This is a genomic window from Pseudomonas sp. GW823-FHT06B06 (genome assembly GCF_058795195.1).
Genome location: NZ_JBXAHO010000031.1, coordinates 51298 through 76223, shown reverse-complemented (window position 1 = coordinate 76223; position 24926 = coordinate 51298). Strand labels below are relative to the sequence as shown.

The following is a 24926-nucleotide window of genomic DNA, read 5'->3' as shown; positions in this document are numbered from 1 at the left end:
AAATCCGATTATGACTGACGGCCGCCAACAGCAAGGGGGAGCAAGCTCCCCCTTCGGTTTTTACCGGACACTAGTGATGCTCTGCGTGGGAACGATCAGTGTCCGGGGAAACTCAGCGCTGATGCACCAGGTTCCCCGCCGCATACGTCTGCAACACCGTCCGGTCATCCCCCAGGGTCATTAACACAAACAACGTCTCGGCAATATTATTGGCCTGCTGCAGGCGATAGCCCAGCAACGGCGTGGCGTTGTAGTCCAGCACCAGGAAGTCGGCGTCGGTGCCCGGCTGCAGATTGCCGATCTTGTCTTCAAGACGCAGCGCACGGGCGCCGCCGAGGGTGGCCAGGTACAGCGACTTGAACGGGCTCAGGCGCGCGCCTTGCAGCTGCATGACCTTGTAGGCCTCGTTCAGCGTTTGCAGCAGCGAGAAACTGGTGCCGCCGCCTACATCGGTGCCGATGCCGACGTTGAGTTTGTGCTTCTCGGCCATCGGCAGGTTGAACAGGCCGCTGCCGAGGAAGAAGTTCGAAGTCGGGCAGAAGGAGATGGCCGAACCGGTTTCTGCCAGTCGCGCGCATTCGTCATCGCACAGGTGCACACCGTGGGCGAAGACCGAGCGCTCGCCGAGCAACTGGTAGTGGTCGTAGACATCCAGGTAGCCTTTGCGCTCCGGGAACAGTTCCTTGACCCACTCGATTTCCTTGAGGTTTTCGCTGATGTGGGTCTGCATGTACAGATCCGGGTATTCGGTCAGCAACTGGCCGGCCAGGGTCAACTGTTCCGGGGTGCTGGTCGGGGCAAAGCGCGGGGTGACGGCATAGTGCAGGCGACCCTTGCCGTGCCAGCGCTCGATCAGCGCCTTGCTGTCCAAATAGCTGGATTCGGCGGTGTCGGTCAGGTAGTCCGGGGCGTTGCGGTCCATCATCACCTTGCCGGCGATCATGCGCAGGTCCAGTTGCTCGGCAGCTTCGAAGAACGAGTTCACCGATTGCGGATGCACGCTGCCGAACACCAGCGCGGTGGTGGTGCCGTTGCGCAGCAGTTCCTTGATGAAAATGTCCGCCACTTCGTCAGCGTGAGCCTTGTCGGCGAACTGGCTTTCACAGGGGAAGGTGTAGGTGTTGAGCCAGTCCAGCAGTTGCTCGCCGTAGGCGCCGACCATGCCGGTTTGTGGCAGATGGATGTGGGTGTCGATGAAGCCGGGGGTGATCAGTGCATCCTGGTAATGGGTGATCTCGATATCGGCCGGCAGCGTTGGCAGCAGTTCACTGGCGTGGCCAAGGGCACTGATCTTGCCGTTTTCGATCACCAGCAAACCGTCCTCGAAATACTCATAGGAGGCTTCGATCCCGACTTCGGCGGGGTCGGCGATGCTGTGCAGAATGGCGGCGCGGTAGGCTTTGCGAGTCAGGGGCATGTCAGTTCTCAATTTGAGGCTTTCAAGTTGGTGGCCTGGCTGCGGCGTGAAACGGGCAGCAACTTGGCAATCGGTTCGGCGCGGGACGTTTGTTGGCCGAAACTGGCGTTATAAGTGGCGATGATCTCGCCGGCGATGGAGATGGCGATTTCCACAGGCAGCTTGCCTTTGACTTCGCCGATGCCCATCGGGCAGCGCATGCGTTGCACGACACTGCTGTCGAAGCCGCGGTCGCGCAGGCGGTGTTCGAACTTCACCCGTTTGGTTTTCGAGCCGATCAGGCCGAAGTAGGCGAAGTCGTTGCGCTTGAGAATGGCGGCGGTGAGTTCGAGGTCGAGCTGGTGGTTGTGGGTCATGACGATGCAGTAGCTGCCGGCGGGCAGGTCGTCGATTTCATCCACCGGTTCTTCGCTGACGATCTTGCGTACGCCGTGGGGAATCTGTTCCGGGAATTCGTCTTCCCGCGAGTCGATCCAGCGCACCCGGCAGGGCAGGCTGGCCAGCAGCGGTACCAGCGCGCGACCGACGTGGCCGGCGCCAAACACGGCGATCTGCGCCTGGACCTGGCCCATCGGTTCGAACAGCAACACGGTCGCGCCGCCGCAGCACTGGCCCAGGCTGGCACCGAGGCTGAAGCGCTCGAGATGGGTGTCCTGCTTGCCGCTGGCGAGCATTTCGCGGGCGATCTGCATGGCCTTGTATTCCAGGTGTCCGCCACCGATGGTGTCGAAGGCCTGGTGGGCGCTGACAACCATCTTCGAGCCAGCATTGCGCGGCGTCGAGCCGAGCTCTTCGATGATGGTCACCAACACGCAGGGTTCACCCTGGTTTTGCAGGTCGGCGAGGGCGTCGATCCAGTTGTACATGTTTCACCTCAACATCTCTGTTGTCTGTTCGGGCCTCTTCGCGAGCAGGCTCGCTCCCACATTTGGAATGCTTTCCCCTGTGGGAGCGAGCCTGCTCGCGAAGGCCGCGCCTCGGTCTTAGAGCGAAGCCAACTCGGCATCGGCCTCGACAGCCTTCGCCGCCTTCAACTGGCGCATCTGCTCACAGCCCCACAACACCCGCTCCGGCGTCGCCGGCGCGTCGATCTTCGGTTGATGCCGGTAGTCGCCCAGGCTCGCCACGGCGTCCTTGATCGCGCACCAGGCGGCGATGCCGAGCATGAACGGCGGTTCGCCCACGGCCTTGGAATGGAACACCGTGTCTTCCGGGTTCTTGCGGTTTTCCACCAGCTTCACCCGCAGGTCCAGCGGCATGTCCGCCACGGCCGGGATCTTGTAGCTGGCCGGGCCGTTGGTCATCAGCTTGCCCTTGTTGTTCCACACCAGCTCTTCCATGGTCAGCCAGCCCATGCCCTGGATGAAACCGCCTTCGACCTGGCCGATGTCGATGGCCGGGTTCAGCGAGGCACCGACGTCGTGGAGGATGTCGGTGCGCAGCATTTTGTACTCGCCCGTCAGGGTGTCGATGATCACCTCGCAGCAGGCTGCACCGAAGGCGTAGTAATAGAACGGACGCCCCCGGGCTTGGCTGCGGTCGTAGTAGATTTTCGGGGTCTTGTAGAACCCGGTACTCGACAGCGACACCTGGGCGAAGTACGCCTGCTGGATCAGTGCTTCGAAAGTCAGGATGTGATCGCGAACCCGCACGTGGCCGTTGTGGAACTCCACGTCTTCTTCACTGACCTTGTATTGCCGCGCGGCAAATTCCACCAGGCGTTTCTTGATGGTTTCAGCGGCATTCTGCGCAGCCTTGCCGTTCAGGTCGGCGCCGCTGGAGGCCGCGGTCGGCGAAGTGTTCGGTACTTTGTCAGTGTTGGTCGCGGTGATCTGCACGCGGTCCATTTCCACCTGGAACACCTCGGCCACTACTTGCGCGACTTTGGTGTTCAGGCCCTGGCCCATCTCGGTGCCGCCATGGTTCAGGTGGATGCTGCCGTCGGTGTAGACGTGTACCAGGGCGCCGGCCTGGTTGAGGAAGCTGGCGGTGAAGGAGATGCCGAATTTCACCGGGGTCAGCGCCAGGCCCTTTTTCAGGATCGGGCTGTTGGCGTTGTAGCGACGGATCGCTTCGCGGCGCTCGGCGTACTGGCTGCTTGCTTCCAGTTCGGCGGTCATTTCCTCGAGCATGTTGTGCTCGACGGTCTGGTAGTAATGGGTGACGTTGCGCTCGGTCTTGCCATAGTAGTTGGCCTTGCGCACCGCCAGCGGATCCAGCCCCAAGTGACGGGCGATGGCGTCCATCACTTCTTCGATGGCGACCATGCCTTGCGGGCCGCCGAACCCACGGTAGGCGGTGTTCGAGGCGGTGTTGGTCTTGCAGCGATGACCGTTAACGGTCGCGTCGCCCAGGTAATACGAGTTGTCCGAGTGGAACATCGCGCGGTCGACGATCGACGCCGACAGGTCTGGCGAACAGCCGCAGTTGCCGGCCAGTTCCAGGTTGATGCCGTGCAGGCGTCCGGTGCTGTCGAAGCCCACGTCGTATTCGACATAGAACGGGTGCCGCTTGCCGGTCATCAGCATGTCTTCGACACGGGGCAGGCGCATCTTGGTCGGCTGGCCGGTGAGGTGCGCGATCACTGCGCACAGGCAGGCCGGGCTGGCCGCCTGGGTTTCCTTGCCGCCAAAACCGCCACCCATGCGACGCATGTCGACCACGATCTTGTTCATCGAAACGTCCAGCACTTCGGCCACCAGTTTCTGCACTTCGGTGGGGTTCTGGGTCGAGCAGTAGACGATCATGCCGCCGTCTTCGGTGGGCATCACCGAGGAAATCTGGGTTTCCAGGTAGAAGTGTTCCTGCCCGCCGATGTGCAGCGTGCCCTGGATGCGATGTTCGGCAGTGGCCAGCGCCGTCGCCGAATCGCCGCGCTGGTGCGTGTGGCTGTCGAGCACGAAGTGGCGCTTGCGCAGGGCTTCGACCACGTCCAGTACCGGTTCCAGGTCTTCGTATTCGATGATCGCGGCCATCGCCGCCTTGCGTGCGGTTTCCAGGTCTTTGGCGGCAACGGCCACCACGGGTTGACCGACGAATTGCACGGTGTCGATCGCCAGCAGCGGATCGCCCGGCAGCAACGGGCCAATGTCCTTCAAGCCTGGTACGTCTTCGTGGGTAATGGCGATGCGCACACCCTCGAAGGCATAGCACGGCGAGGTGTCGATGCTGATGATCCGGGCGTGGGCACGGTCCGACATGCGGGCGTACACGTGCAACTGGTTCGGAAACTCCAGGCGATCATCGATGTACTGCGCTTCACCGGACACATGCTTGGCGGCGCTGTCGTGCTTGACGCTGCGGCCGACACCGGTGGTCAGGTCCTTGGCGAACAGTTCAGCCAGTTCGGCCTGGGTCTTCTCTACGGCGTGATGGTTAGACATAAGCGGTCACCCGAGTCTCGATGTGCGGCGTTTGCAGTTCGATGAAGTATTTGCGCAGCAGGTTTTGTGCGCTGAGCAGGCGGTATTCCTTGCTGGCGCGGAAGTCCGACAGCGGTGTGAAATCTTCGGCCAGGGCAGCGCAGGCGCGTTCAACGGTGGCGCTGTTGAAGGGCGAACCGATCAGCGCGGTTTCGCAACTGTTGGCGCGTTTCGGAATGGCCGCCATGCCACCGAAGGCCACGCGGGCATCGGCGACCACACCGTTTTCCAGGCGCAGGTTGAATGCCGCGCACACGGCCGAAATGTCATCGTCCAGGCGCTTGGACACCTTGTAGGCGCGGAACAGCTGTTCGACGCTGGCGCGAGGCACGATGATCTTCTCGATGAACTCGCTTTCCTGGCGCGCCGTGACGCGGTAATCGATGAAGTAATCCTCCAGGGCCAGGGTGCGGCGGGTTTCGCCCTTGCACAGGACAATTTGCGCGCCCAAGGCAATCAGCAGGGGCGGCGAGTCGCCGATGGGCGAGGCGTTGCCGATGTTGCCGCCCAAAGTGCCCTGGTTGCGGATCTGCAGGGAGGCGAAGCGTTGCAGCAGTTCGCCGAAGTCCGGGTACTCGGCCTTCAGGGCCTCGTAGCAGTCGGAGAGGGCGGTGGCGGCGCCGATTTCCAGGCGGTCGTCGAAGCGTTCGATGCGCTTCATTTCGGCGACGTTGCCGACGTAGATCATCACCGGCAACGTGCGATGGAACTGGGTCACTTCCAGCGCCAGGTCAGTGCCGCCGGCCAGCAGCCGGGCCTGTGGATAAGCGTCGTAGAGGTCGGCCAGGTCGGCCACGGTCAAAGGCACCAGGCAACGCTTGTCGCCGCTGTTGAGTTCGCCGATATCGGTCGGCGCGATGGCTTTGAGCCGGGCAATGGTCTGGGCTTCGTTGGCATCGAACTGATCCGGCTTTTTAGCGCAGCAGGACTGCTCGGCGGCTTCCAGGATCGGCCGATAGCCGGTGCAGCGGCAGAGGTTGCCGGCCAGGGCTTCGTGGGCCTTGTGCTGATCCGGTGCGTCGCTGTTCTTTTGCAGGGCAAACAACGACATCACGAAACCAGGGGTGCAGAACCCGCATTGCGAGCCGTGGCACTCGACCATGGCCTTCTGCACGCTGTGCAGTTCGCCCTTGTGCTTGAGGTCTTCGACGCTGATCAGTTGCTTGCCGTGCAAGGACGAAACGAACGTCAGGCACGAGTTGAGGCTGCGGTAGCGAATGTGTTCGCGGCCCGCATCATCGGTCTGCAATTCGCCGACCACCACGGTGCACGCGCCACAGTCTCCGCTGGCGCAGCCTTCTTTGGTGCCGGGTTTGCCCACATGGTCGCGCAGATAATTGAGCACGGTCAGGTTCGGGTCCAGGGCGTGCTCGCTACGGAGTTCCTGGTTGAGTAAAAACTGGATCACGGAAGGCCTCGCAGACTCATTATTGTTGTTAACCGCCATGAACCGAATTTAGCAGGTCTGACTTTTCGGTCAATGATTTTCTGACTTAAAGGTCAGGAAAGTGCATTTTGTCGATTAACGTCGCTTTTCTTCATTATTGACCCTCGATCAACAGCCTGCTTTTTGCTTGAATCGTGCCAAAAACCACTGGGTGGGCCCTGCGCCATGACGTATCAATTGCGCTACACTGCGCCGCTTGTACAAATCGAAGAGTTTGAAGGACAACCATGACGTTCAAGGCGCCGGACAGCCTCGCCGAGCAAATCGCGCATCATCTCGCCGAACGCATCATTCGCGGCGAAATGAAGCCCGGGGAGCGCATCCAGGAACAGAAGGTCACGCAGGCACTCGACGTCAGTCGTGGCTCGGTCCGCGAGGCTTTGCTGATTCTCGAGCGCCGGCACCTGATCGCCATCCTGCCGCGACGTGGCGCCCACGTCACCGAACTCACCGCGCACAAGGTCAAGAGCCTTTGCACGCTGATGAGCGAGATGTACATCCTGCTCGCCAACGCCGTGGCCACTGGCTGGAAAGTCCAGGCCGACCTGGCGCCGTTCGTGCAGATCCAGCAGCGCCTGACGGCCAGCTACGAGCGCCAGGACATCCATGCCTTCGTCGACGACAGTTTCAACGTGATGCGTGCCACGTACTCGTTTGCCAACAATCCTTACCTGCAGGAAACCGTCGAGAATCTGCAGCCGGCCATGAGCCGTGCGTATTTTCTCGCCCTGGAGCAACGCAAGGCCTCGATGAGTGAGTATCTGGAGCTGTTCGAACGTCTGCTTGCTGCAGTGATCGCCCGTGATTTTCCACTGATCCGCGAAGTGCTGACCGCTTATGGCCAGCGCAGTTGCGATCTGGTGATCTCTGCCCTGACGGACGCATAAGCGTGCGGCTAAAGTGCATCAAGTTGGCGGGGTTCAAGTCCTTCGTCGACCCGACCACAGTGAACTTCCCCAGCAACATGGCGGCGGTGGTTGGGCCCAATGGTTGCGGCAAGTCGAACATCATCGACGCCGTGCGCTGGGTGATGGGCGAAAGTTCGGCGAAGAACCTGCGCGGCGAGTCGATGACCGACGTCATCTTCAACGGCTCCACCAGCCGCAAGCCGGTGAGCCAGGCGAGCATCGAACTGGTATTCGATAACGCCGATGGCACATTGCTCGGTGAATACGCCGCCTATGCGGAAATTTCCATTCGCCGCAAAGTCACCCGCGACAGCCAGACCACCTATTACCTCAACGGCACCAAATGCCGGCGCCGCGACATCACCGATATCTTCCTCGGCACCGGCCTGGGCCCGCGCAGCTACTCGATCATCGAACAGGGGATGATCTCCAAGCTGATCGAGTCCAAGCCTGAAGACCTGCGCAACTTCATTGAAGAGGCGGCGGGGATCTCCAAGTACAAGGAGCGTCGGCGCGAAACCGAAAACCGCATCCGCCGCACCCACGAAAACCTGGAGCGCCTGACCGACCTGCGCGAAGAGCTCGAACGTCAGCTCGAACGCTTGCACCGCCAGGCCGAAGCGGCCAAGAAGTACCAGGAATTCAAAGGCGAGGAGCGCCAGCTCAAGGCGCAACTGTCGGCCCTGCGCTGGCAGGACCTGAACGATCAGGTCGGCCAGCGCGAAGCGATCATTGGCACCCAGGAAGTCAGTTTCGAAGCCCTGGTGGCCGAACAGCGCAACGCCGACGCCAGTATCGAACGCTTGCGGGACGGCCATCACGACCTCTCCGAGCGCTTCAATCTGGTGCAGGGGCGCTTCTATTCGGTCGGCGGCGACATCGCCCGGGTCGAGCAGAGCATCCAGCATGGGCAACAGCGCCTGCGCCAATTGCAGGACGACTTGAAGGAAGCCGAGCGCGCGCGCCTGGAGACCGAGTCGCACTTGGGCCACGACCGCACACTGTTGCTGACCCTCGGCGAAGAACTGGACATGCTCACGCCGGAGCAGGAAGTCACCAGCGCCGCCGCCGAAGAGGCCGCCGCTGCGCTGGAGGAATCCGAAACCACCATGCACGGCTGGCAGGAGCAGTGGGACACGTTCAACCTCAGTGCCGCCGAGCCACGGCGCCAGTCGGAAGTCCAGCAATCACGCATTCAGCAGCTGGAAACCAGCCTGGAGCGCCTGGCCGAACGGCACCGGCGCCTGGGTGAAGAGCGCGCCTTGTTGTCGGCGGACCCGGAAGACGCGGCGATCATGGCGCTCAACGAGCAGCTCGCTGAATCCGAGGCGACCCTCGAAGATTTGCAGACCAGTGAAGAAGCTCAGGTTGAAAAGCTCGAGCAACTGCGCCAGCAATTGCAGCAGGCACTGTCGGCGCAGCAACAGGCCCAGGGCGATCTGCAGCGCCTCAACGGTCGCCTGGCTTCGCTTGAAGCCTTGCAGCAAGCCGCACTCGACCCGGGCACCGGCACCGCGCAATGGCTGAGCGAGCAGAATTTGGCGGACCGCCCGCGCCTGGCCGAAGGCCTGAAGGTTGAAGCCGGTTGGGAGCTGGCGGTGGAAACCGTACTGGGGGCCGACCTGCAAGCGGTGCTGGTGGATGACTTCAACGATTTCGATTTGTCCGGGTTTACCCAAGGCGATCTGCGCTTGCTCAGCCCCGCGACCGACGGCGCGCGCGTGCCCGGCAGCCTGCTCGATAAAGTCGAGGCGCAGATCGATCTGTCGCCGTGGCTGGGGCAGGTCAAACCCGTCGAAAGCCTCGAACAAGCGCTGGGGTTGCGTGGGCAGCTGGCAGCGGGCCAGAGCCTGATCAGCCGCGACGGATATTGGGTCGGTCGGCACTTTTTGCGCGTGCGCCGCGCCAGTGAAGCGGAAAGCGGGATGCTCGCCCGGGGTCAGGAAATCCAGAAACTGGGCCTTGAACGCGAAGAACGTGAAGCGGCCGTCGAAGCCTTGGAAACCGAATTGCAAAACCTGCGGGCGCAACAGCGCCAGCAGGAAAACGGCCGCGAACATTTGCGCCGCCTGCTGCAGGACGAAGCGCGCCAGCAAGGTGAACTCAAGGCTCAGCTGTCGGCCGGCAAGGCCAAGGCCGAGCAGTTGAACCTGCGGCGCACGCGCCTCGATGAAGAGCTCCAGGAGTTGGCGGAACAGCGAGCCCTGGAACATGAACAGATCGGTGAAGCGCGCGTGCACTTGCAGGAGGCCCTCGACGCCATGGCCCTGGATACCGAGCAGCGCGAGCTGCTGCTGGCCCAGCGTGACAGCTTGCGCGAACGGCTTGACCGGGTGCGCCAGGAAGCCCGCCAGCACAAGGATCACGCCCATCAACTGGCGGTGCGCCTGGGTTCGCTGCGGGCCCAGCATGACTCGACGCGCCAGGCCCTGGAGCGCCTGGAAATGCAGGCCGAGCGCCTGACGGAAAAACGCGAGCAACTGAGCCTCAACCTCGAAGAGGGCGAGGCGCCGCTGGAAGAGCTGCGCCTCAAGCTCGAAGAACTGCTCGACAAGCGCATGACCGTCGACGAAGAGCTCAAGACCGCGCAGATCGCCCTGGAAGACGCCGACCGTGAACTGCGTGACGCTGAAAAGCGCCGCAACCAGGCCGAACAACAGTCCCAGCTGATTCGCGGCCAGCTTGAAAACCAGCGCATGGAATGGCAAGCCCTGACCGTGCGGCGCAAGGCATTGCAGGACCAGTTGCTTGAAGACGGCTACGACCTGCACGGCGTGCTGGCCACGCTGACCGCCGAGGCCAGCGAGAAAGCCGCCGAGGAAGAACTCGAGCGCATTGCCGCGCGAATCCAGCGCCTGGGCGCGATCAACCTCGCGGCCATTGATGAGTATCAGCAACAATCGGAGCGTAAACGTTATCTGGACGCCCAGAACGACGATCTGGTCGAGGCGCTCGATACGCTCGAGAACGTGATTCGCAAGATCGACAAGGAAACCCGAAACCGTTTCAAAGATACCTTTGATCAGATCAATGGCGGTTTACAGGCACTTTTCCCAAAAGTTTTCGGTGGAGGGCGCGCGTATTTGGAACTGACGGGCGAAGATCTACTCGATACAGGGGTGACGATCATGGCGCAGCCGCCCGGAAAGAAGAACAGCACCATCCATTTGCTATCAGGTGGCGAAAAGGCCCTGACGGCATTGGCCCTGGTTTTTGCGATCTTCAAGCTGAACCCGGCGCCGTTCTGCATGCTCGATGAAGTGGACGCGCCATTGGATGACGCTAACGTTGGACGCTACGCACGACTGGTCAAGGAGATGTCGCAGACGGTGCAGTTCATCTATATCACCCACAACAAAATCGCCATGGAAATGGCTGAACAACTGATGGGGGTGACGATGCACGAACCGGGTTGCTCGCGTCTGGTGGCGGTGGATGTCGAGGAGGCCATGGCGATGGTGGACGCCTGAAACATGGCTTTCAGGTCGGATTTTTTAGCGGTGGGACCTGATTAGCCATGCCGACTTGCTGGCCAATCGACATAATCGCGGGGCCAACGTGCCAGACGGTGTAAAGTTGCCTTTGGTCGTGCTAGTTTAATGTCAATTTTTCGTATACGTGGGCAAAACGCCTGTCAGAACATAGAGTTGGCGCCACGTTTTAAAGCGGTTTACAGAATGTAAGCCCCTTATTTTTCAGCATTTTTTATAGAGGCACGGGATTACATGGAAATCGGTCTGCGCGAGTGGCTGATCGTCATCGGCATTATTGTCATTGCCGGTATTCTTTTCGATGGCTGGCGCCGTATGCGCGGCGGCAAGGGAAAGCTGAAATTCCGTCTTGACCGGAGCCTGTCCAACCTGCCTGACGAGGACACCAGCCCTGAGGTGTTGGGCCCGTCTCGCGTCCTGGATACGCACAAGGAACCGCAACTGGACGAGCACGACCTGCCGTCAGTGAGCATGCCTGCCCGCGATTCGGGCTCCAAGCGCGGCAAGCGTGGCCATGGAGAGCCTTCCCAGGGTGACATGAACCTCAGCCTGGACCTGGACGGCGGCCCTAGCTTCAGTAGCCGTGACGACGATTTCCCGGATGACACCAAGGCATCGCCTGCGGTCAGCCAAAAAGAGCAGCCGCAAGCAGAAGAAGTGCTGGTCATCAGCGTAATTTGCCGCGACCCGGCCGGCTTCAAAGGCCCGGCGCTGCTGCAGAACATTCTCGAAAGTGGCCTGCGTTTCGGCGAAATGGACATCTTCCACCGTCACGAAAGCATGGCGGGCAATGGCGAAGTGCTGTTCTCCATGGCCAACGCGGTCAAGCCTGGCGTCTTCGACCTGGACGACATCGACCACTTCAGCACCCCGGCGGTGAGCTTCTTCCTCGGCTTGCCAGGCCCGCGTCATCCGAAGCAGGCCTTCGACGTGATGGTGGCTGCAGCACGTAAACTGTCACAAGAGTTGAACGGCGAGCTGAAGGACGACCAACGCAGTGTACTGACCGCCCAGACGATCGAGCACTACCGTCAACGCATCGTTGAATTCGAGCGTCGCGCACTGACCCAGAAGCGCTGATATTTGTAACGTGTGGAAACCTCCGTACCCCTGTAGGAGCCGGCTTGCTGGCGATGGCGATGTCGAATACGCCTTCGCCGGCAAGTCGGATCGCCGCACCGCAGGCTCCTACAATGAATCAACGCCGCATCGAAATTGAGCAGCCTCGGCTGCTCTTTTGCTTTATGAGAGACCACCCATGACTGCCGCCCAAGACCGCATTCTAGAGCTACGTGCCGAGCTGGATCAGCACAACTATCGTTATCACGTGCTGGACGAGCCGAGCATCCCGGACGCCGAGTACGACCGGTTGTTCAACGAGCTCAAGGCCCTCGAAGCGACCCATCCCGAACTGGTCACCAGCGACTCGCCAACCCAGCGGGTCGGTAGCGCGGCGCTGTCGGCGTTCACCCAGGTACGCCACGAAGTGCCGATGCTCAGCCTGGGCAACGCCTTCGAAGAAACCGACATGCGCGAGTTCGACCGTCGGGTGACCGAGGGCCTGGACCTGCCGACCGGTGATCTGTTCGGCGCTGGCGCGGCGGTTGAATACAGCTGCGAACCCAAGCTCGATGGCCTGGCAGTCAGCCTGCTCTATCAGGACGGCATGCTGGTGCGCGGGGCCACCCGCGGCGACGGTACCACCGGCGAAGACATCAGCGTCAACGTGCGCACCGTGCGCAACATCCCGCTCAAGCTGCACGGCACTGGCTGGCCGGCGACCCTGGAAGTGCGCGGCGAAGTGTTCATGTCCAAGGCCGGTTTCGAGCGGCTCAATGCCACGCAACTGGAAGTCGGCGGCAAGACTTTCGCCAACCCACGCAACGCCGCGGCAGGCAGCTTGCGCCAGCTGGATTCGAAGATCACCGCCAACCGTCCGCTGGAGTTTTGCTGCTACGGCATCGGCCAGGTGTCTGCGGACATCGCCGACACGCACATCGGCAACCTGCAGCAACTCAAGGCCTGGGGCATGCCGATCAGCCATGAGCTGAAGCTGGCGAACGGCATCGATGAGTGCCTGGATTACTACCGCGACATCGGCGAGCGCCGCAATGCGTTGCCCTATGAAATCGACGGTGTGGTGTTCAAGGTCAACAGCATCGCGTCCCAGCGCGAACTGGGCTTCCGTGCCCGAGAACCGCGCTGGGCCATCGCCCATAAATTCCCGGCCATGGAAGAACTCACCGAGCTGCTCGACGTGGAATTCCAGGTCGGCCGCACCGGCGCGGTGACGCCGGTGGCGCGCCTCAGGCCGGTCAAGGTTGCCGGTGTCACCGTGGCCAACGCGACGCTGCACAACATGGACGAAGTGGCGCGCCTGGGCCTGATGATCGGTGACACGGTGATCATTCGCCGTGCTGGCGACGTGATCCCGCAAGTGGTGCAAGTGGTCACCGAGCGTCGCCCGGAAGACGCCCGGCCGGTGCAGATCCCGCAGCAGTGCCCGGTGTGCGGCTCCCATGTCGAGCGCACGCAACTGGTCAAGCGCAGCAAGGGTCGCGAGACGGTCAGCGAAGGCGCGGTGTACCGCTGCGTCGGGCGCCTGGCCTGTGGTGCACAACTCAAGCAGGCGATCATTCACTTCGTCTCCCGCCGCGCCATGGACATCGAAGGCTTGGGCGACAAGAGCGTCGAACAGCTGGTCGATGAAGGGCTGGTGAGTTCGCCGGCCGACCTGTACGCCCTGAAGTTCGAAGACATCGTCGACCTGGAAGGCTTTGCCGAGCTGTCGAGTAACAAGCTGCTCAGTGCTATTGCCGACAGCAAGAAACCGGGTCTGGCACGCTTCATCTACGCCCTGGGAATTCCCGATGTCGGCGAAGAGACGGCCAAGGTGCTGGCACGTTCCCTGGGTTCGCTGGAGCGGGTGCAAAAAGCCTTGCCACAAGTGCTGACCTACCTGCCGGACGTCGGCCTGGAAGTGGCCCACGAAATTCACAGCTTCTTCGAAGATGCGCACAACCAGCAGGTCATTACCGAACTGCTCAACCACGGTTTGCAGATTCAGGACCAGGGCGAGCTGGGCGCCGAGTTTGCCGCCAGCACCACGTTGGGCGGTTTCCTCGACAAGCTGCACATCCCTTCGGTGGGGCCGGGCGGGGCGCAGAAACTGGCTGACAAGTTCGGTTCGCTGCAAGCGGTGATCAGCGCCGACTGGTTGGACATGCGCCAGGCATTGCCCGAGAAGCAGGCCACTTCGGTTCGCGAATTTTTCGCCATCGAGGCCAATCGCCAACTGGCCGAAGCCGCCGAGAAGCAACTGGCGGATTTCGGCATGCACTGGCACAGCGAGAAGAAAGTCGTCGAAGGCCTGCCCCTGGCCGGCCAGACCTGGGTGCTCACAGGCTCGCTGGAACTGATGAGCCGCGATGTGGCCAAGGACAAACTCGAAAGCCTCGGTGCCAAAGTCGCAGGCTCCGTATCAGCCAAGACCCATTGCGTGGTCGCGGGGCCGGGAGCGGGATCGAAGTTGACCAAGGCCAATGAGCTGGGGTTGAAGGTGCTGGATGAAGAGGCGTTCGTCGAGTTCCTGAAAAAACACGGTATTGCGGTCTAAGTGATCGTTCCCACGCTCTGCGTGGGAATGCAGCCCGGGACGCTCCGCGTCCCATTCGAGAGCTGGAACGCGGAGCGTCCCTTGAGGCATTCCCACGCAGAGCATGGGAACGATCTTCACCCAGGAATGATCTAGTCTTGGCAAGCCCCAGGGAGAGATCGCTCATGCACCGCTTCTTCGAACAGCTCACGTCGCGTATCGCGGCCCCCTTCATCGGCGAAAGCTCGCGCAACAGCAAGATCTGGCCCTGTCGATGCGGGCAGTCGCTGTTCTTTCGCAACAGCCAGTGCCTGGCCTGTTCTGCAGCCTTGGGTTATCAGCCAGAGCAAAGCCGCCTGTCTTCGCTGCAACCAGGCGAACAGCACGACACCTGGCTGCTCGATGCCGATCCCTCTGCCGGCCTGTTTCGTCGCTGCGCCAATCTCGATTCGCCCGCCGCCTGCAACTGGTTGCTCCCCGCCAATGACCACGACTCACTGTGCATCGCCTGTAGCCTGAACCGTACCATCCCCGACTTATCCATTGCCGAAAACCACGAGCGCTGGCGCAAGATGGAAATCGCCAAGCGCCGACTGGTTGCGCAATTGGTCAGCCTCGGGTTGCAGGTGGTCCCGAAAACCCTGGATGAGGAAGTCGGCCTGGCCTTCGACTTCATCGGCGTCGACCTCGAAGGCAATGCACCCACCACCGGCCACGCCAATGGCCTGATCACCCTCGATATCAAGGAAGCCGACGACGCCCACCGCGAACAGGTGCGGGTGCAAATGCACGAACCCTATCGCACCTTGCTCGGGCATTTTCGTCATGAAGTCGGGCATTACTATTGGGACCGCTTGATTGCTGATAGTGACTGGCTGGATCCCTTTCGCGACCTGTTCGGCGACGAACGCGCCAGCTACGCCGAGGCCCTGGAGCGGCATTATCAGCAAGGCGCGCCGCTCGACTGGCAGCAGCAGTACGTCAGCGCCTACGCCACCATGCACCCCTGGGAAGACTGGGCCGAAACCTGGGCTCACTACCTGCACATGATGGACGCCGTCGACACCGCGCTCGGGTTTGGCATGAGCGCACGGGAAATGGACCTCGACTATCAGCCCTTTCCCCCCAGCACCCTCTACGATCCGCAGCACCCCGGCGGTACCGCGTTCCTCTCATTCGTCAATGCGTGGATCGAACTGGCCGGCATGCTCAATGAATTGTCGCGCAGCATGGGCCAGCCGGATTTCTACCCCTTCGTGCTGCCGCCCGCGGTGATCGCCAAGCTGCACTTCATCCACCTGGTGATCCAGCGCGCGGGCGGCAGGGCGGATGAAGTACTGGCACAATAGTTGTGCATGATGGCAATTCAGTTTCAGTTAAGTTCGTTTCGCTAAGGTGAGCCCCGTAGGCAACACATAAAAGATACGGAGACACCCCATGAAATCCTTCACTGCCCTGTTCGTCACATCCCTCATCGCCATGTCCGCCAGCCTCGCCCATGCACGTGACCTCGGGCCCGACGAAGCCCTGAGACTGCGAGACGCTGGTACCATTGTGTCTTTCGAGAAGCTCAACGCCACCGCGCTGGCCAAGCACCCAGGCTCCACGGTCACGGAAACCGAACTGGAAGAAGAGTACGGCAAGTACATCTACCAGATTGAACTGCGCGATCCGCAGGGCCTCGAGTGGGACCTGGAGCTGGACGCGGTCAGCGGGCAGATTCTCAAGGATCATCAGGACACGTAATGACGCTGCAATCCTTTTCACTTCGACGCGCCAGCGCCCGCCTGGCGCTGGCGCTGCTGGTTTTTTGCTCGGTGGTGGCGGCCCGCGACCTCGACCAGGACGAGGCCCTGCGCCTGCGCCAACAAGGTGTGATCCTGCCGCTCGAGCAACTTTTACAGCAGGCACTGGATCGTTATCCGGGCGCCAAGCTGCTGGAAGCCGAGCTCGAAGAAAAGCATGACGTCTACATTTATGAAGTCGAATTGCTGACCAGCGAAGGCGTGGTCCGCGAACTGGACATCGACGCCACCACCGGCCGTTTACTCAAAGACAAGGAAGATTGACCGATGCGTTTGCTCCTGGTGGAAGACCACGTGCCGCTGGCCGACGAACTGCTGGCCGGTCTCAATCGCCAAGGGTATGCCGTGGACTGGCTGGCCGACGGTCGCGACGCGGTGCACCAGGGCAGCACCGAACCCTACGACCTGATCATCCTCGACCTCGGCCTGCCGGGGCTGCCCGGGCTTGAGGTGTTGACGCGGTGGCGTGCCGGTGGCTTGGCGACGCCGGTGCTGATCCTCACCGCCCGCGGTTCCTGGGCCGAGCGCATCGAAGGCCTCAAGGCCGGCGCCGACGACTACCTGACCAAGCCTTTCCACCCCGAAGAACTGCACTTGCGCATTCAGGCGCTGTTGCGCCGCTCCCATGGCCAGGTCAATCAACCGACCCTGAAGGCGGGCGGGCTGCACCTGGACGAGGGGCGCCAGTGCGTGACCCGCGATGGCGCCGACATCCAGCTCACGGCCGCCGAGTTTCGCCTGTTGCGCTACTTCATGTTGCACCCGGAACAGATCCTCTCCAAAAGCCACCTGGCCGAACACCTCTACGACGGTGAAACCGAGCGCGACTCGAACGTGCTGGAAGTCCACGTCAATCACCTGCGCCGCAAACTCGGGCGCAGCGTGATCGAAACCCGTCGTGGCCAAGGTTACCTGCTGGGTGGACAAGCCCGGTGAGGTCGATCCAGCGCCGCTTGAGCCTGGGCCTGATCAGCGTGATGGTGATCGTCGGCCTGGTGTTGGCGCAAACCAGCCTGTGGCTGTTCGAAGTGGGATTGCAGCGCTACCTCGAAGCCGGGTTGCGCAACGACAGCGAAAACCTGTTGATAGCGCTGGTGCGCGGCCCCCAGGGCTTGCAACTGGATGAGCGACTATTGTCGCCGGCTTATCAGCGGCCGTTTTCTGGCCATTATTTCCGCATCGATTTCGCCGACAGCCATTGGCGTTCTCGTTCATTGTGGGACCAGGAACTGCCACGCCTCGAGCACCCGGGCCTGGAGAGCAACCTGCAACTGGGCCCGGAAGGCCAGCAGTTGCTGGTGCTGCGTTCCGACTATCGGCGCCTGGGCCAGTCGATTTCCATCAGCGTGGCCCAGGACTACACCCCGGTGCGCGAAAGCTTCCAGCGCATGCAGCAGATCGGCCTCGGCCTGGGACTGGCGGGCCTGCTGCTGATCCTGCTGCTCCAGCGGATCACCGTGCGACGCGCCTTGCGCCCGTTGGAAAAAGCCCGGGAACAGATCGCGCAACTGCAACAGGGCCAACGCTCGCAACTCGACGATCAGGTGCCGATCGAACTGGAACCGCTGGTGACCCAGATCAACCATTTGCTGGCCCACACCGAAGATAGCCTCAAGCGCTCGCGCAATGCCCTGGGCAACCTCGGCCACGCCCTGAAAACCCCGTTGGCGGTGTTGTTGAGCCTGGCTTCCAGCGAGCAACTCGACGCGCACCCGCAACTGCGCCAGGTCCTCAAGGATCAGCTGGAACAGGTCCGCCTGCGACTCAATCGCGAACTCAACCGCGCCCGCTTGAGCGGCGACGCCTTGCCGGGGGCCTTGTTCGATTGCGATGCCGAACTGCCGGGATTGCTCGCCACCTTGAACATGATCCACGGCGAACACCTGCACCTCAGCTATGTCGCGCCCACCGGCCTGCAACTGCCCTGGGACCGCGAAGACCTGCTGGAACTGCTCGGCAACCTGCTGGACAACGCCTGCAAATGGGCAGACGCCGAAGTGCGCCTGAGCGTGATCGAAACCGCGCAAGCCTACGAGTTAAATGTGGAAGACGACGGCCCGGGGATCCCCCAGGACCAGCGCGACCAGGTGTTCAGCCGCGGCACGCGCCTGGATGAACAGACCGACGGGCATGGCCTGGGCCTGGGTATTGTGCGCGACATCGTCGACACCTGGGGCGGGGAGTTGCTGCTGCACGAAAGCGAGTGGGGCGGCTTGAAAGTGACCATCGAGCTGCCCAAGCGCTGAAACAGCGGGGCGCTCAACGCCCCTCGAGCAACCCGGCCGCCTGATCCAGCAAGGCCAAAGGCTCCTTCGCCTTGTGGATATCCACCGACAGCAACTGGCGAAACTTGCGCGCCCCCGGAAACCCGGTGCCCAGCCCCAGTACATGCCGGGTGATATGGTGCATCGCCCCGCCGGTTTCCAGGTGCGCGGCGATATAAGGCCGCAACTGCGCCAACGCCTCGGCGCGCGTGATCACCGGCGCCGTGCTGCCAAACAACTGCTGATCCACCTCGGCCATCACGTAAGGGTTGTGATAAGCCTCACGCCCGAGCATCACCCCATCGAACGTCTGCAAATGCTCGTGACAGGCTTCCAGGCTCTTGATCCCGCCGTTGAGAATAATCTCCAGCTCCGGAAAATCCGCCTTCAACCGCGCAGCCACGTCATAACGCAACGGCGGAATATCGCGGTTCTCCTTCGGCGACAACCCCTCCAGAATCGCAATCCGCGCATGCACGGTAAAACTGGTGCAACCGGCATCACGCACCGTACCAACGAAATCGCACAGCTCTTCATAACTGTCACGGCCATTGATCCCGATCCGATGCTTCACCGTCACCGGAATCGACACCGCATCGCGCATCGCCTTCACACAATCGGCCACCAACTGCGGGTGCCCCATCAGGCACGCCCCGATCATATTGTTCTGCACCCGGTCACTGGGGCAGCCCACATTCAGATTCACCTCATCGTACCCATGCTCCTGCGCCATCCGCGCACACGCCGCCAAGTCAAGTGGCACACTGCCACCTAACTGCAACGCCAACGGATGCTCGGCTTCGTTGTGGCGCAGGAACCGCTCGTGATCGCCGTTGAGCAAGGCACCGGTGGTGACCATTTCGGTGTAGAGCAGGGCGTTCTTCGACAGCAGGCGCAGGAAGAAACGGCAGTGCCGGTCGGTCCAATCCATCATCGGGGCGACGGAGAAGCGGCGGGAGAGTGGGGCGGGTGTGGCGTTGGATACGGACATGGGGGATCTGGAATCGGTGAGGCTGGGAGGTGGGGGAGTTTATCAGGATTGGGGTTGTGGGGGTTTGGTGAGTCTTGCACTCGCTTTGGCCCCCCCTAGCGCACTTTGCCATCACCCAAAGGTGTCACTCAGCAAGGTTTCATTATGGACAGGCGGGTAAACGGAGCCGGAAAAATATATATGCCCATTCGGTTTGTATTTATTTGGCCGGATTTTACGATTTGATGATGGCCGTAATTTCGATAGGGTCTAAAAACTGGCATTTCTTACAGTGCCCAAGAGTCGAATGTGCAGTGAAAATACGAACGTATCATTAATTTTCAGATGAGGGCGAACAGATGATCAAGAGTATTGAATGTTCTCTTTGTGTTCCTTGGGATAAGGGGCTCGACCGAATGATTGAGGGGCGTTAACACGAGTGGGAGTTTCAGGTTGTGATTAATTACTAGCAGAATTGCTAGTATTCTTAATTGTATTTTTGTGATTAGATAAGTTTGTACTGATTTCATGCGGGCTGTTTTGTTAATGCGCTCTTGAATAACAAGTGCTGAAGAGCACCTATTTATAATTTTGGAGAATGTGTATGAACGCTGAAGCTAATTTGCCTCCTTTGGAGTATCAAATCAATTATATAACCTGGACTACTTTTCAGGTGGAAGCGACGACGCCTGCGCTTGAATATATGCTTACTGAAAATACCCCTGCTGGTCCAGTTGAGCGGTATAGAGGGAGGAGTGGAAGAGTTACCTTAGATAACTTGACGAAAAATACGAACTACAGTTTTACGTTCGTTGGGTTCTTTCCGCCGCATGGAATAACGGACCCAGCCTTGATCGAGATTACAACCCCCGACAGAATGCAACCCAAGCCTCCAAGCTTCTTCGAGCCCTTCAATCAGACTCTCGATCAGGTTTCCTTTTTTTGGAGTCCCGGTGAAGTTGAAGGTGGTGAGCCTCGTTATGAGATACGCCGAGATACGAGTTTACTCGATACCCCAAAAACACCTCCCTACACCGATACCACTCCAGAACAGGGGCGGGACCACTCCTACTGCATTCGTACCTTTGATGATGGATTAAATTTCTCAAAGCCTGTTTGTGTCAGTGTCTACTTCGAGGATCTTACCGCGCCCACCAAGCCTACAGGGTTAAGAACTTCAAATTTGGGCTTGCAGTTGAGCTGGGAGGAGTCATTTGACAGTTCTGGGGATATTACTTATATCGTCGATAAAGGTGTCGGTAATGTATTGGGGCACACGAAACAACTGGAATTTGCCATTACCAGGCTGGAACCGGGGGTGCGATACGAGTTTGGTGTGACAGCGATCGATAATTCCGACAACAAGTCAGATCGAGAAGTCATTCATTATCCCGCAATCGGTGTTTCTCTTAAGGATAAGCGGGGGGTGTAATGAATCCTGTGTAAACGGGGGTGGCTGGTAATCCTGCAAAAGCCTGTCTTCGAACTGGATACTGAACCTGTTCAAGGCTCCCGCCCAGTCCCTGATTGGCATTGTCCACTTCTTACTGATGTTGTTCAGCGCCAGATAAAGAGCTTCATTACCGCATCGTCAGTCGGGAATGAGGCTCTGCTTTTGGTGACCTTGCGCAGGCTCATGTTGATCGACTCGATGACGCAGGCGGTGATGGCTCCTTTCTAAATAGCATCGGAGTTCCATCCATGTTCAAGGTCACATCCAATCCGTCGGACACTGATCCGGCATCCCCCTACGAAGCGCTCGATTCAAAAAAACCACGAAGTCGCCGAACGCGCCCTCGACGATCACCTGAAGCCGGACATCCCCATCATGGACACTCCGCGCACACCCGACACCATAATCATCGTCAACCCAGAGCTCGATACCGAAACCCTGCTGGCCCATGCTTGTGAGTCGCTGGCGTCGGCCAATGTCATGACCCTGGATCTGGCGGATCGCGCGCAGGGGACGAGTCGCAAATCCTTGCTGGGCATTGCGCAGGTCATCATGTCAGGTGAGCTGGCTGTGAACGGGCGTTGGATCGACTCGACTCAACTGAGTAGCCACGTTTTTTGGGCGAGGGGGGGCTTTCGCGCCCTTCGGCTGCGAAGTCGTTGTAAAGCACCACTGGGGTAGAAGACTATTCTTACGCCAATGGTGTTCTACAAAAAACTTTTCCCCTTTTCCCCTGCCGTTTTTTCGTTCAGTGATCCGCTTCTCCCTTGATGGCCAAAACGCTGCAGGGCACCTGATACAGAACATGCTCCGTGGTACTGCCAATCAGCTTGTCCACCCCTTTGTGATGGGTATTTCCCATTACGAAGACATCCGCTCGAGTATGAGTGGCAAAGTCGGCCATCGCTTTCGTTGGCGGCCCAGCAATGAAATGTTGTCGCTCAGGTGGCACGCCGTGGCGTCCGGCCAAGGCAACGAAGCACTTTTCAAGTGACCGGCGCACGTCGTTGGCGAAGCCTGGCATCGTCACGGCGCCAGCACCTGCATCAGAGAAATGTGTGTGGGTTAGTTCATAGGCATACAACATGTGCAATTCAGCTTCGCATTGCGCGGCCATTTCGCTCGCCGCCTGAATGATACTGTCGTTGATTGCGCTGATCTGACCCTCAGGATGCGATGGATCAACCGCCGCCACTATTACTCGAGGAAGCGGACACCTGACTTCGCTGACCAGATGTACAGCGCTCGGACATTCGCGTAACAACTGCCAATCCAAAGGCGTGATGAATACACGTTTGAGCGCTGATTCATGGTGTACGTCCTTGATAATCAGGTCAGGCTGCATTTCAGCCACATGCCCAAGGATTTCTTGCAGCGGGTCACGGGTCAATGCAACTTCGGTGGTCACAGTGATGCCCTTCCTGCGCATGAGTTCGGCCTCATCCGTCAGCCACTGCAGGTTCTCCTGCCGGCAACTCTCACGAAGCTGTTCACTGTTGCTCATTAACCGCATAAGGTCGAAGTCTTCGATGAACACCGCAATATGCAGCGCTGCGCCTGTAGCGTCGGCCAATGCGATTGCCCGCTCCATCGCCGGCGAGTGACGCATGGTGGGACCTGCGATCAGAAAGAGTCGTTGATACTGCCTCATATGACACCTCCAACGTTCCGGGTTATCCGCTAGCGCCCCCAGCACTCTCGCTTGTCCCACCATTGGCGATCTTTTATCGCCTCAACTACCTGGATCGACACTATCAATATACGCCAGCATCACCGGCTTACCAGTTGCCAAGACTGTCGAAGGGTGTAGCAGACCTTTCCATCACGATCGAGCAAGAGACGAGACTGCTGGAAGCGCGCGCCACGCCACCCGCCTTGACCACGGAGCATAACCAATGCGGTTGCTGGTAGTTGAGCACCTGAATCAATACTTCGTAAAAAACGAACTATTCGCAACGAATAAACGATTTTTGTTGTGGTAACAGGCTCGCTAGCATGACCCCTCCAGCCTATTGCTGCTTCATGCGGAGACAGTAGATGACGGCCATCAGCGTCGGCCAACCCTGGATGTGGGCCGCCTTCATCGTGTTCGTCCTTGCCATGCTGGCGCTCGATCTGTTCGTCTTCGGCGGGCGCAAGGCGCATCGTGTTTCGGTCCGCGAAGCGCTGGCCTGGGTCATCGCCTGGGTCAGCCTGGCACTGGTCTTCGCCGCTCTGCTCTGGTGGTATCTGCACAGCCATGTCGGTGCCGAAGTGGCCCAGCGTACAACGCTCGAATTTCTCACCGGCTACCTGATTGAACAGTCGCTGTCGATCGACAACATGTTCGTTTTCGTCATGATCTTCGGCTACTTCGCCGTGCCGCCAGAGTTGCAGCGCCGTGTCTTGCTCTATGGCGTGCTCGGGGCCATCGTCATGCGCGCCGGTATGATTTTCGCCGGCGTCTGGCTGGTGCAGGAGTTTGCCTGGCTACTCTATGTCTTTGGTGCTTTCCTCGTCATCACCGGCATCAAGATGCTGATCTTCGCCAACCAGCAGCCAGACCTCGAAAAGAACCCTTTGCTGCGCTGGCTGCGTAGCCATCTTCGCATCACCGACGGCTTTCACGGCGAGCACTTCTTCGTGCGCCAGAACGGCCTGCGCTGGGCGACGCCGATGTTCCTGGTGCTGGTACTGATCGAGGCCAGCGACCTGGTGTTCGCGGTGGATAGCATCCCGGCTATCTTCGCCGTCACCACGGACCCGTTCATCGTGTTCACCTCCAACATCTTCGCCATCATGGGCCTGCGCGCACTGTATTTTCTGCTTGCCGACATGGCCGACCGCTTTCACTTGCTCAAATATGGCCTGGCCATCGTACTGGTGTTCATCGGCGGCAAGATGCTGGTCGCGCCGTGGTGGCACGTGCCGATCCAATGGTCGCTGACCACAGTCGGCGGCATCATCTTGGTTTCCGTCCTGTTGAGCCTGACTTTAACGAAGAGCAAAACACGGGTTACGGGAGAACAACGATGATCAGGGACCGAAAAGGGGACCGATTTATTTTTCCTAGCCCTTCACGTGATCTAGACGCACAGGCGCCACCTGAATTTATGCAGTCACTTTTTTCATGTGTGCTGTTAAATTATGGCGGTTGTGTGCGGGGCACTTTCGGGTGCGCCGGGTTCCTGGATTCCCGGTCTTCCACACCTGCGCGCACGTCGACCCGCCCAGCAGTGTATGAAGGCACGGGCGGCAACCGGAAGTGAGTGGTAATAAACAGACGGACGTCCCTGAGTGACGTCCTTTTTAGTTGAGACCCCAGCAATACTGAAAGGGCAGTGCGCTTGTCAGCAGTTTCAGCGAATACAGTTCAGGTTTGCTGCATGACGACTGATTCGTCCCGAATCTCAGAACGGCCTTCTTGATCCCACGATCAAGCCTCAACGCTGGGCAAACGTATCCCCCCGACTCCCCGACACCTTCCGGCAATGCACCAACGCATCCCTAATCATGAAGTTCACCAACGTCGGTGACACCCCCAACTCCTTGGCAATGTCCTTCTGCGGCACGCCATGCAAGCGGTACATCTCAAAGGCATAACGCGTGCGGCTTGGCAGTTCGGTCAGGGCGTCGGCGATGTTTTCCAGGGTGGAGAAGTTGATGTGCGAGGTTTCCGGGGAGGCGCCCTGGATGACCACGTTGAGGCCTTCTTCTTCAGGGCCGGAGTATTTCTGTTCCAGGGCCTGCTTGCGGTAGTGGTCGATGGCCAGGTTGCGCACGATCTGGAACAGGTAGCTGAGCTGCGCCTTGAAGGAGGAGGTGATGTTCGGCGCCGATTGCAGGCGGAAGAAAGCATCTTGCACCACATCTTCGGCGCGCGAGCGGCAGCCGGTGATGCGGGCTGCAATCTTGACCAGTATCAGTCGATTGTCGACGAAGGCTTGAAGTAGCGGCGAATCGCACCTGCTTGTGGACGCTTGTTCCGTCATTGGAAATCACCTTGCTGCCAATAGGTTAGTGGGACGACAAGAAGGCCGGGGCCGCCCTACACATCGAGCGACAAATTATGCTGAATGATAATGATTGTCAATTGAGAAAGAGAAGTAATGCGCATTGAAGGTGCAGAGTGAGAACTGCGACACGCTGTCGCGCCACGGCCCGGTTGGCGCTCA

At 59.9% G+C, this 24926-nt stretch carries 18 protein-coding genes and 2 pseudogenes; 12 read left to right on the top strand and 8 right to left on the bottom strand.

What is annotated here, in order from left to right; genetic code table 11:
* Positions 1-112: 112 nt before the first annotated feature.
* The 4 genes from guaD to xdhA all read right to left on the bottom strand — a co-directional run bounded on the left by guaD (position 113) and on the right by xdhA (position 6247).
* The gene (guaD, locus tag AC1Q8Q_RS23995) at positions 113-1417 is read right to left on the bottom strand and encodes a guanine deaminase (RefSeq protein WP_020795917.1); all 1305 of its coding nucleotides are present in this window, start codon (positions 1415-1417) and stop codon (positions 113-115) included.
* Between the two features lie 8 nt (positions 1418-1425).
* Complete coding sequence (xdhC, locus tag AC1Q8Q_RS23990) at positions 1426-2283, bottom strand: xanthine dehydrogenase accessory protein XdhC (protein ID WP_033045249.1); 858 nt, start codon at positions 2281-2283, stop codon at positions 1426-1428.
* A 117-nt stretch (positions 2284-2400) separates the two neighbouring features.
* Positions 2401-4800 carry a xanthine dehydrogenase molybdopterin binding subunit gene (gene xdhB / locus AC1Q8Q_RS23985; protein ID WP_020795919.1) on the bottom strand — a complete coding sequence of 800 codons (2400 nt, stop codon included), beginning with the start codon at positions 4798-4800 and terminating at the stop codon, positions 2401-2403.
* Positions 4793-6247, bottom strand: a complete 1455-nt coding sequence (gene xdhA, locus AC1Q8Q_RS23980; protein WP_020795920.1) for a xanthine dehydrogenase small subunit — start codon at positions 6245-6247, stop codon at positions 4793-4795. Before xdhA ends, xdhB begins: the two co-directional genes overlap by 8 nt.
* 266 nt (positions 6248-6513) lie before the next feature.
* On the opposite strand from xdhA, the gene AC1Q8Q_RS23975 reads away from it, so the two are divergent.
* The 9 genes from AC1Q8Q_RS23975 (at position 6514) to AC1Q8Q_RS23935 (ending at position 18331) form a co-directional block, all read left to right on the top strand.
* Positions 6514-7173: a GntR family transcriptional regulator gene (locus AC1Q8Q_RS23975; protein WP_020795922.1), complete on the top strand. Its 660-nt coding sequence runs from the start codon at positions 6514-6516 to the stop codon at positions 7171-7173.
* A gap of 2 nt (positions 7174-7175) precedes the next feature.
* Complete coding sequence (gene smc, locus AC1Q8Q_RS23970; protein ID WP_492615577.1) at positions 7176-10664, top strand: chromosome segregation protein SMC; 3489 nt, start codon at positions 7176-7178, stop codon at positions 10662-10664.
* A gap of 255 nt (positions 10665-10919) precedes the next feature.
* Positions 10920-11765: a cell division protein ZipA gene (gene zipA, locus AC1Q8Q_RS23965; RefSeq protein WP_492615576.1), complete on the top strand. Its 846-nt coding sequence runs from the start codon at positions 10920-10922 to the stop codon at positions 11763-11765.
* Positions 11766-11943: 178 nt separating this feature from the next.
* Positions 11944-14301, top strand: a complete 2358-nt coding sequence (gene ligA, locus AC1Q8Q_RS23960; RefSeq protein WP_492615575.1) for an NAD-dependent DNA ligase LigA — start codon at positions 11944-11946, stop codon at positions 14299-14301.
* 164 nt (positions 14302-14465) lie between these two features.
* Positions 14466-15629 (top strand): zinc-binding metallopeptidase family protein, encoded by a 1164-nt coding sequence (locus tag AC1Q8Q_RS23955; protein WP_033045460.1) that lies wholly within the window; start codon positions 14466-14468, stop codon positions 15627-15629.
* An 88-nt stretch (positions 15630-15717) separates the two neighbouring features.
* A complete protein-coding gene (locus AC1Q8Q_RS23950) occupies positions 15718-16026 on the top strand; it encodes a PepSY domain-containing protein (RefSeq protein ID WP_020795927.1) in 309 nt (102 codons plus the stop codon).
* Positions 16026-16349 (top strand): PepSY domain-containing protein, encoded by a 324-nt coding sequence (locus tag AC1Q8Q_RS23945; RefSeq protein WP_020795928.1) that lies wholly within the window; start codon positions 16026-16028, stop codon positions 16347-16349. The genes AC1Q8Q_RS23950 and AC1Q8Q_RS23945 overlap by 1 nt, the downstream gene beginning before the upstream one ends.
* Before the next feature lie 3 nt (positions 16350-16352).
* Entirely contained in the window at positions 16353-17021 is a 669-nt protein-coding gene (locus AC1Q8Q_RS23940) for a response regulator transcription factor (RefSeq protein WP_168758715.1), read from the top strand.
* A complete protein-coding gene (locus tag AC1Q8Q_RS23935) occupies positions 17018-18331 on the top strand; it encodes a sensor histidine kinase (protein ID WP_168758714.1) in 1314 nt (437 codons plus the stop codon). Before AC1Q8Q_RS23940 ends, AC1Q8Q_RS23935 begins: the two co-directional genes overlap by 4 nt.
* A gap of 13 nt (positions 18332-18344) precedes the next feature.
* Here AC1Q8Q_RS23935 and dusA read toward each other — a convergent pair whose 3' ends face one another.
* Positions 18345-19340 (bottom strand): tRNA dihydrouridine(20/20a) synthase DusA, encoded by a 996-nt coding sequence (gene dusA, locus AC1Q8Q_RS23930; RefSeq protein WP_033045456.1) that lies wholly within the window; start codon positions 19338-19340, stop codon positions 18345-18347.
* A 583-nt stretch (positions 19341-19923) separates the two neighbouring features.
* Here dusA and AC1Q8Q_RS23925 point away from each other — a divergent pair.
* A complete protein-coding gene (locus tag AC1Q8Q_RS23925) occupies positions 19924-20751 on the top strand; it encodes a fibronectin type III domain-containing protein (RefSeq protein ID WP_492615574.1) in 828 nt (275 codons plus the stop codon).
* A gap of 33 nt (positions 20752-20784) precedes the next feature.
* On the opposite strand, the pseudogene AC1Q8Q_RS23920 reads toward AC1Q8Q_RS23925, so the two are convergent.
* A pseudogene (locus AC1Q8Q_RS23920) lies at positions 20785-20984 on the bottom strand (transposase); the annotation flags it as partial.
* Positions 20985-21020: 36 nt separating this feature from the next.
* Here AC1Q8Q_RS23920 and AC1Q8Q_RS23915 point away from each other — a divergent pair.
* Positions 21021-21380 (top strand): annotated as a pseudogene (locus AC1Q8Q_RS23915) (DUF6124 family protein).
* Positions 21381-21520: 140 nt separating this feature from the next.
* Here AC1Q8Q_RS23915 and AC1Q8Q_RS23910 read toward each other — a convergent pair.
* Positions 21521-22423 carry a universal stress protein gene (locus AC1Q8Q_RS23910; protein ID WP_020795933.1) on the bottom strand — a complete coding sequence of 301 codons (903 nt, stop codon included), beginning with the start codon at positions 22421-22423 and terminating at the stop codon, positions 21521-21523.
* 386 nt (positions 22424-22809) lie between these two features.
* On the opposite strand from AC1Q8Q_RS23910, the gene AC1Q8Q_RS23905 reads away from it, so the two are divergent.
* Positions 22810-23787, top strand: coding sequence for a TerC family protein (locus tag AC1Q8Q_RS23905; RefSeq protein WP_020795935.1), 978 nt, complete (start codon positions 22810-22812; stop codon positions 23785-23787).
* A gap of 407 nt (positions 23788-24194) precedes the next feature.
* On the opposite strand, the gene AC1Q8Q_RS23900 is transcribed toward AC1Q8Q_RS23905, so the two are convergent.
* Positions 24195-24743: an RNA polymerase factor sigma-70 gene (locus AC1Q8Q_RS23900; RefSeq protein ID WP_020795936.1), complete on the bottom strand. Its 549-nt coding sequence runs from the start codon at positions 24741-24743 to the stop codon at positions 24195-24197.
* Positions 24744-24926 lie beyond the last annotated feature (183 nt).

Bases quoted from the DNA above. Each gene is read 5' to 3' on its own strand.
- guaD (WP_020795917.1), bottom strand. From the start codon at position 1,417: ATGCCCCTGACTCGCAAAGCCTACCGCGCCGCCATTCTGCACAGCATC.
- xdhC (WP_033045249.1), bottom strand. From the start codon at position 2,283: ATGTACAACTGGATCGACGCCCTCGCCGACCTGCAAAACCAGGGTGAA.
- xdhB (WP_020795919.1), bottom strand. From the start codon at position 4,800: ATGTCTAACCATCACGCCGTAGAGAAGACCCAGGCCGAACTGGCTGAA.
- AC1Q8Q_RS23975 (WP_020795922.1), top strand. From the start codon at position 6,514: ATGACGTTCAAGGCGCCGGACAGCCTCGCCGAGCAAATCGCGCATCAT.
- zipA (WP_492615576.1), top strand. From the start codon at position 10,920: ATGGAAATCGGTCTGCGCGAGTGGCTGATCGTCATCGGCATTATTGTC.
- ligA (WP_492615575.1), top strand. From the start codon at position 11,944: ATGACTGCCGCCCAAGACCGCATTCTAGAGCTACGTGCCGAGCTGGAT.
- AC1Q8Q_RS23955 (WP_033045460.1), top strand. From the start codon at position 14,466: ATGCACCGCTTCTTCGAACAGCTCACGTCGCGTATCGCGGCCCCCTTC.
- AC1Q8Q_RS23950 (WP_020795927.1), top strand. From the start codon at position 15,718: ATGAAATCCTTCACTGCCCTGTTCGTCACATCCCTCATCGCCATGTCC.
- AC1Q8Q_RS23945 (WP_020795928.1), top strand. From the start codon at position 16,026: ATGACGCTGCAATCCTTTTCACTTCGACGCGCCAGCGCCCGCCTGGCG.
- AC1Q8Q_RS23940 (WP_168758715.1), top strand. From the start codon at position 16,353: ATGCGTTTGCTCCTGGTGGAAGACCACGTGCCGCTGGCCGACGAACTG.
- dusA (WP_033045456.1), bottom strand. From the start codon at position 19,340: ATGTCCGTATCCAACGCCACACCCGCCCCACTCTCCCGCCGCTTCTCC.
- AC1Q8Q_RS23925 (WP_492615574.1), top strand. From the start codon at position 19,924: ATGAACGCTGAAGCTAATTTGCCTCCTTTGGAGTATCAAATCAATTAT.
- AC1Q8Q_RS23910 (WP_020795933.1), bottom strand. From the start codon at position 22,423: ATGAGGCAGTATCAACGACTCTTTCTGATCGCAGGTCCCACCATGCGT.
- AC1Q8Q_RS23905 (WP_020795935.1), top strand. From the start codon at position 22,810: ATGACGGCCATCAGCGTCGGCCAACCCTGGATGTGGGCCGCCTTCATC.
- AC1Q8Q_RS23900 (WP_020795936.1), bottom strand. From the start codon at position 24,743: ATGACGGAACAAGCGTCCACAAGCAGGTGCGATTCGCCGCTACTTCAA.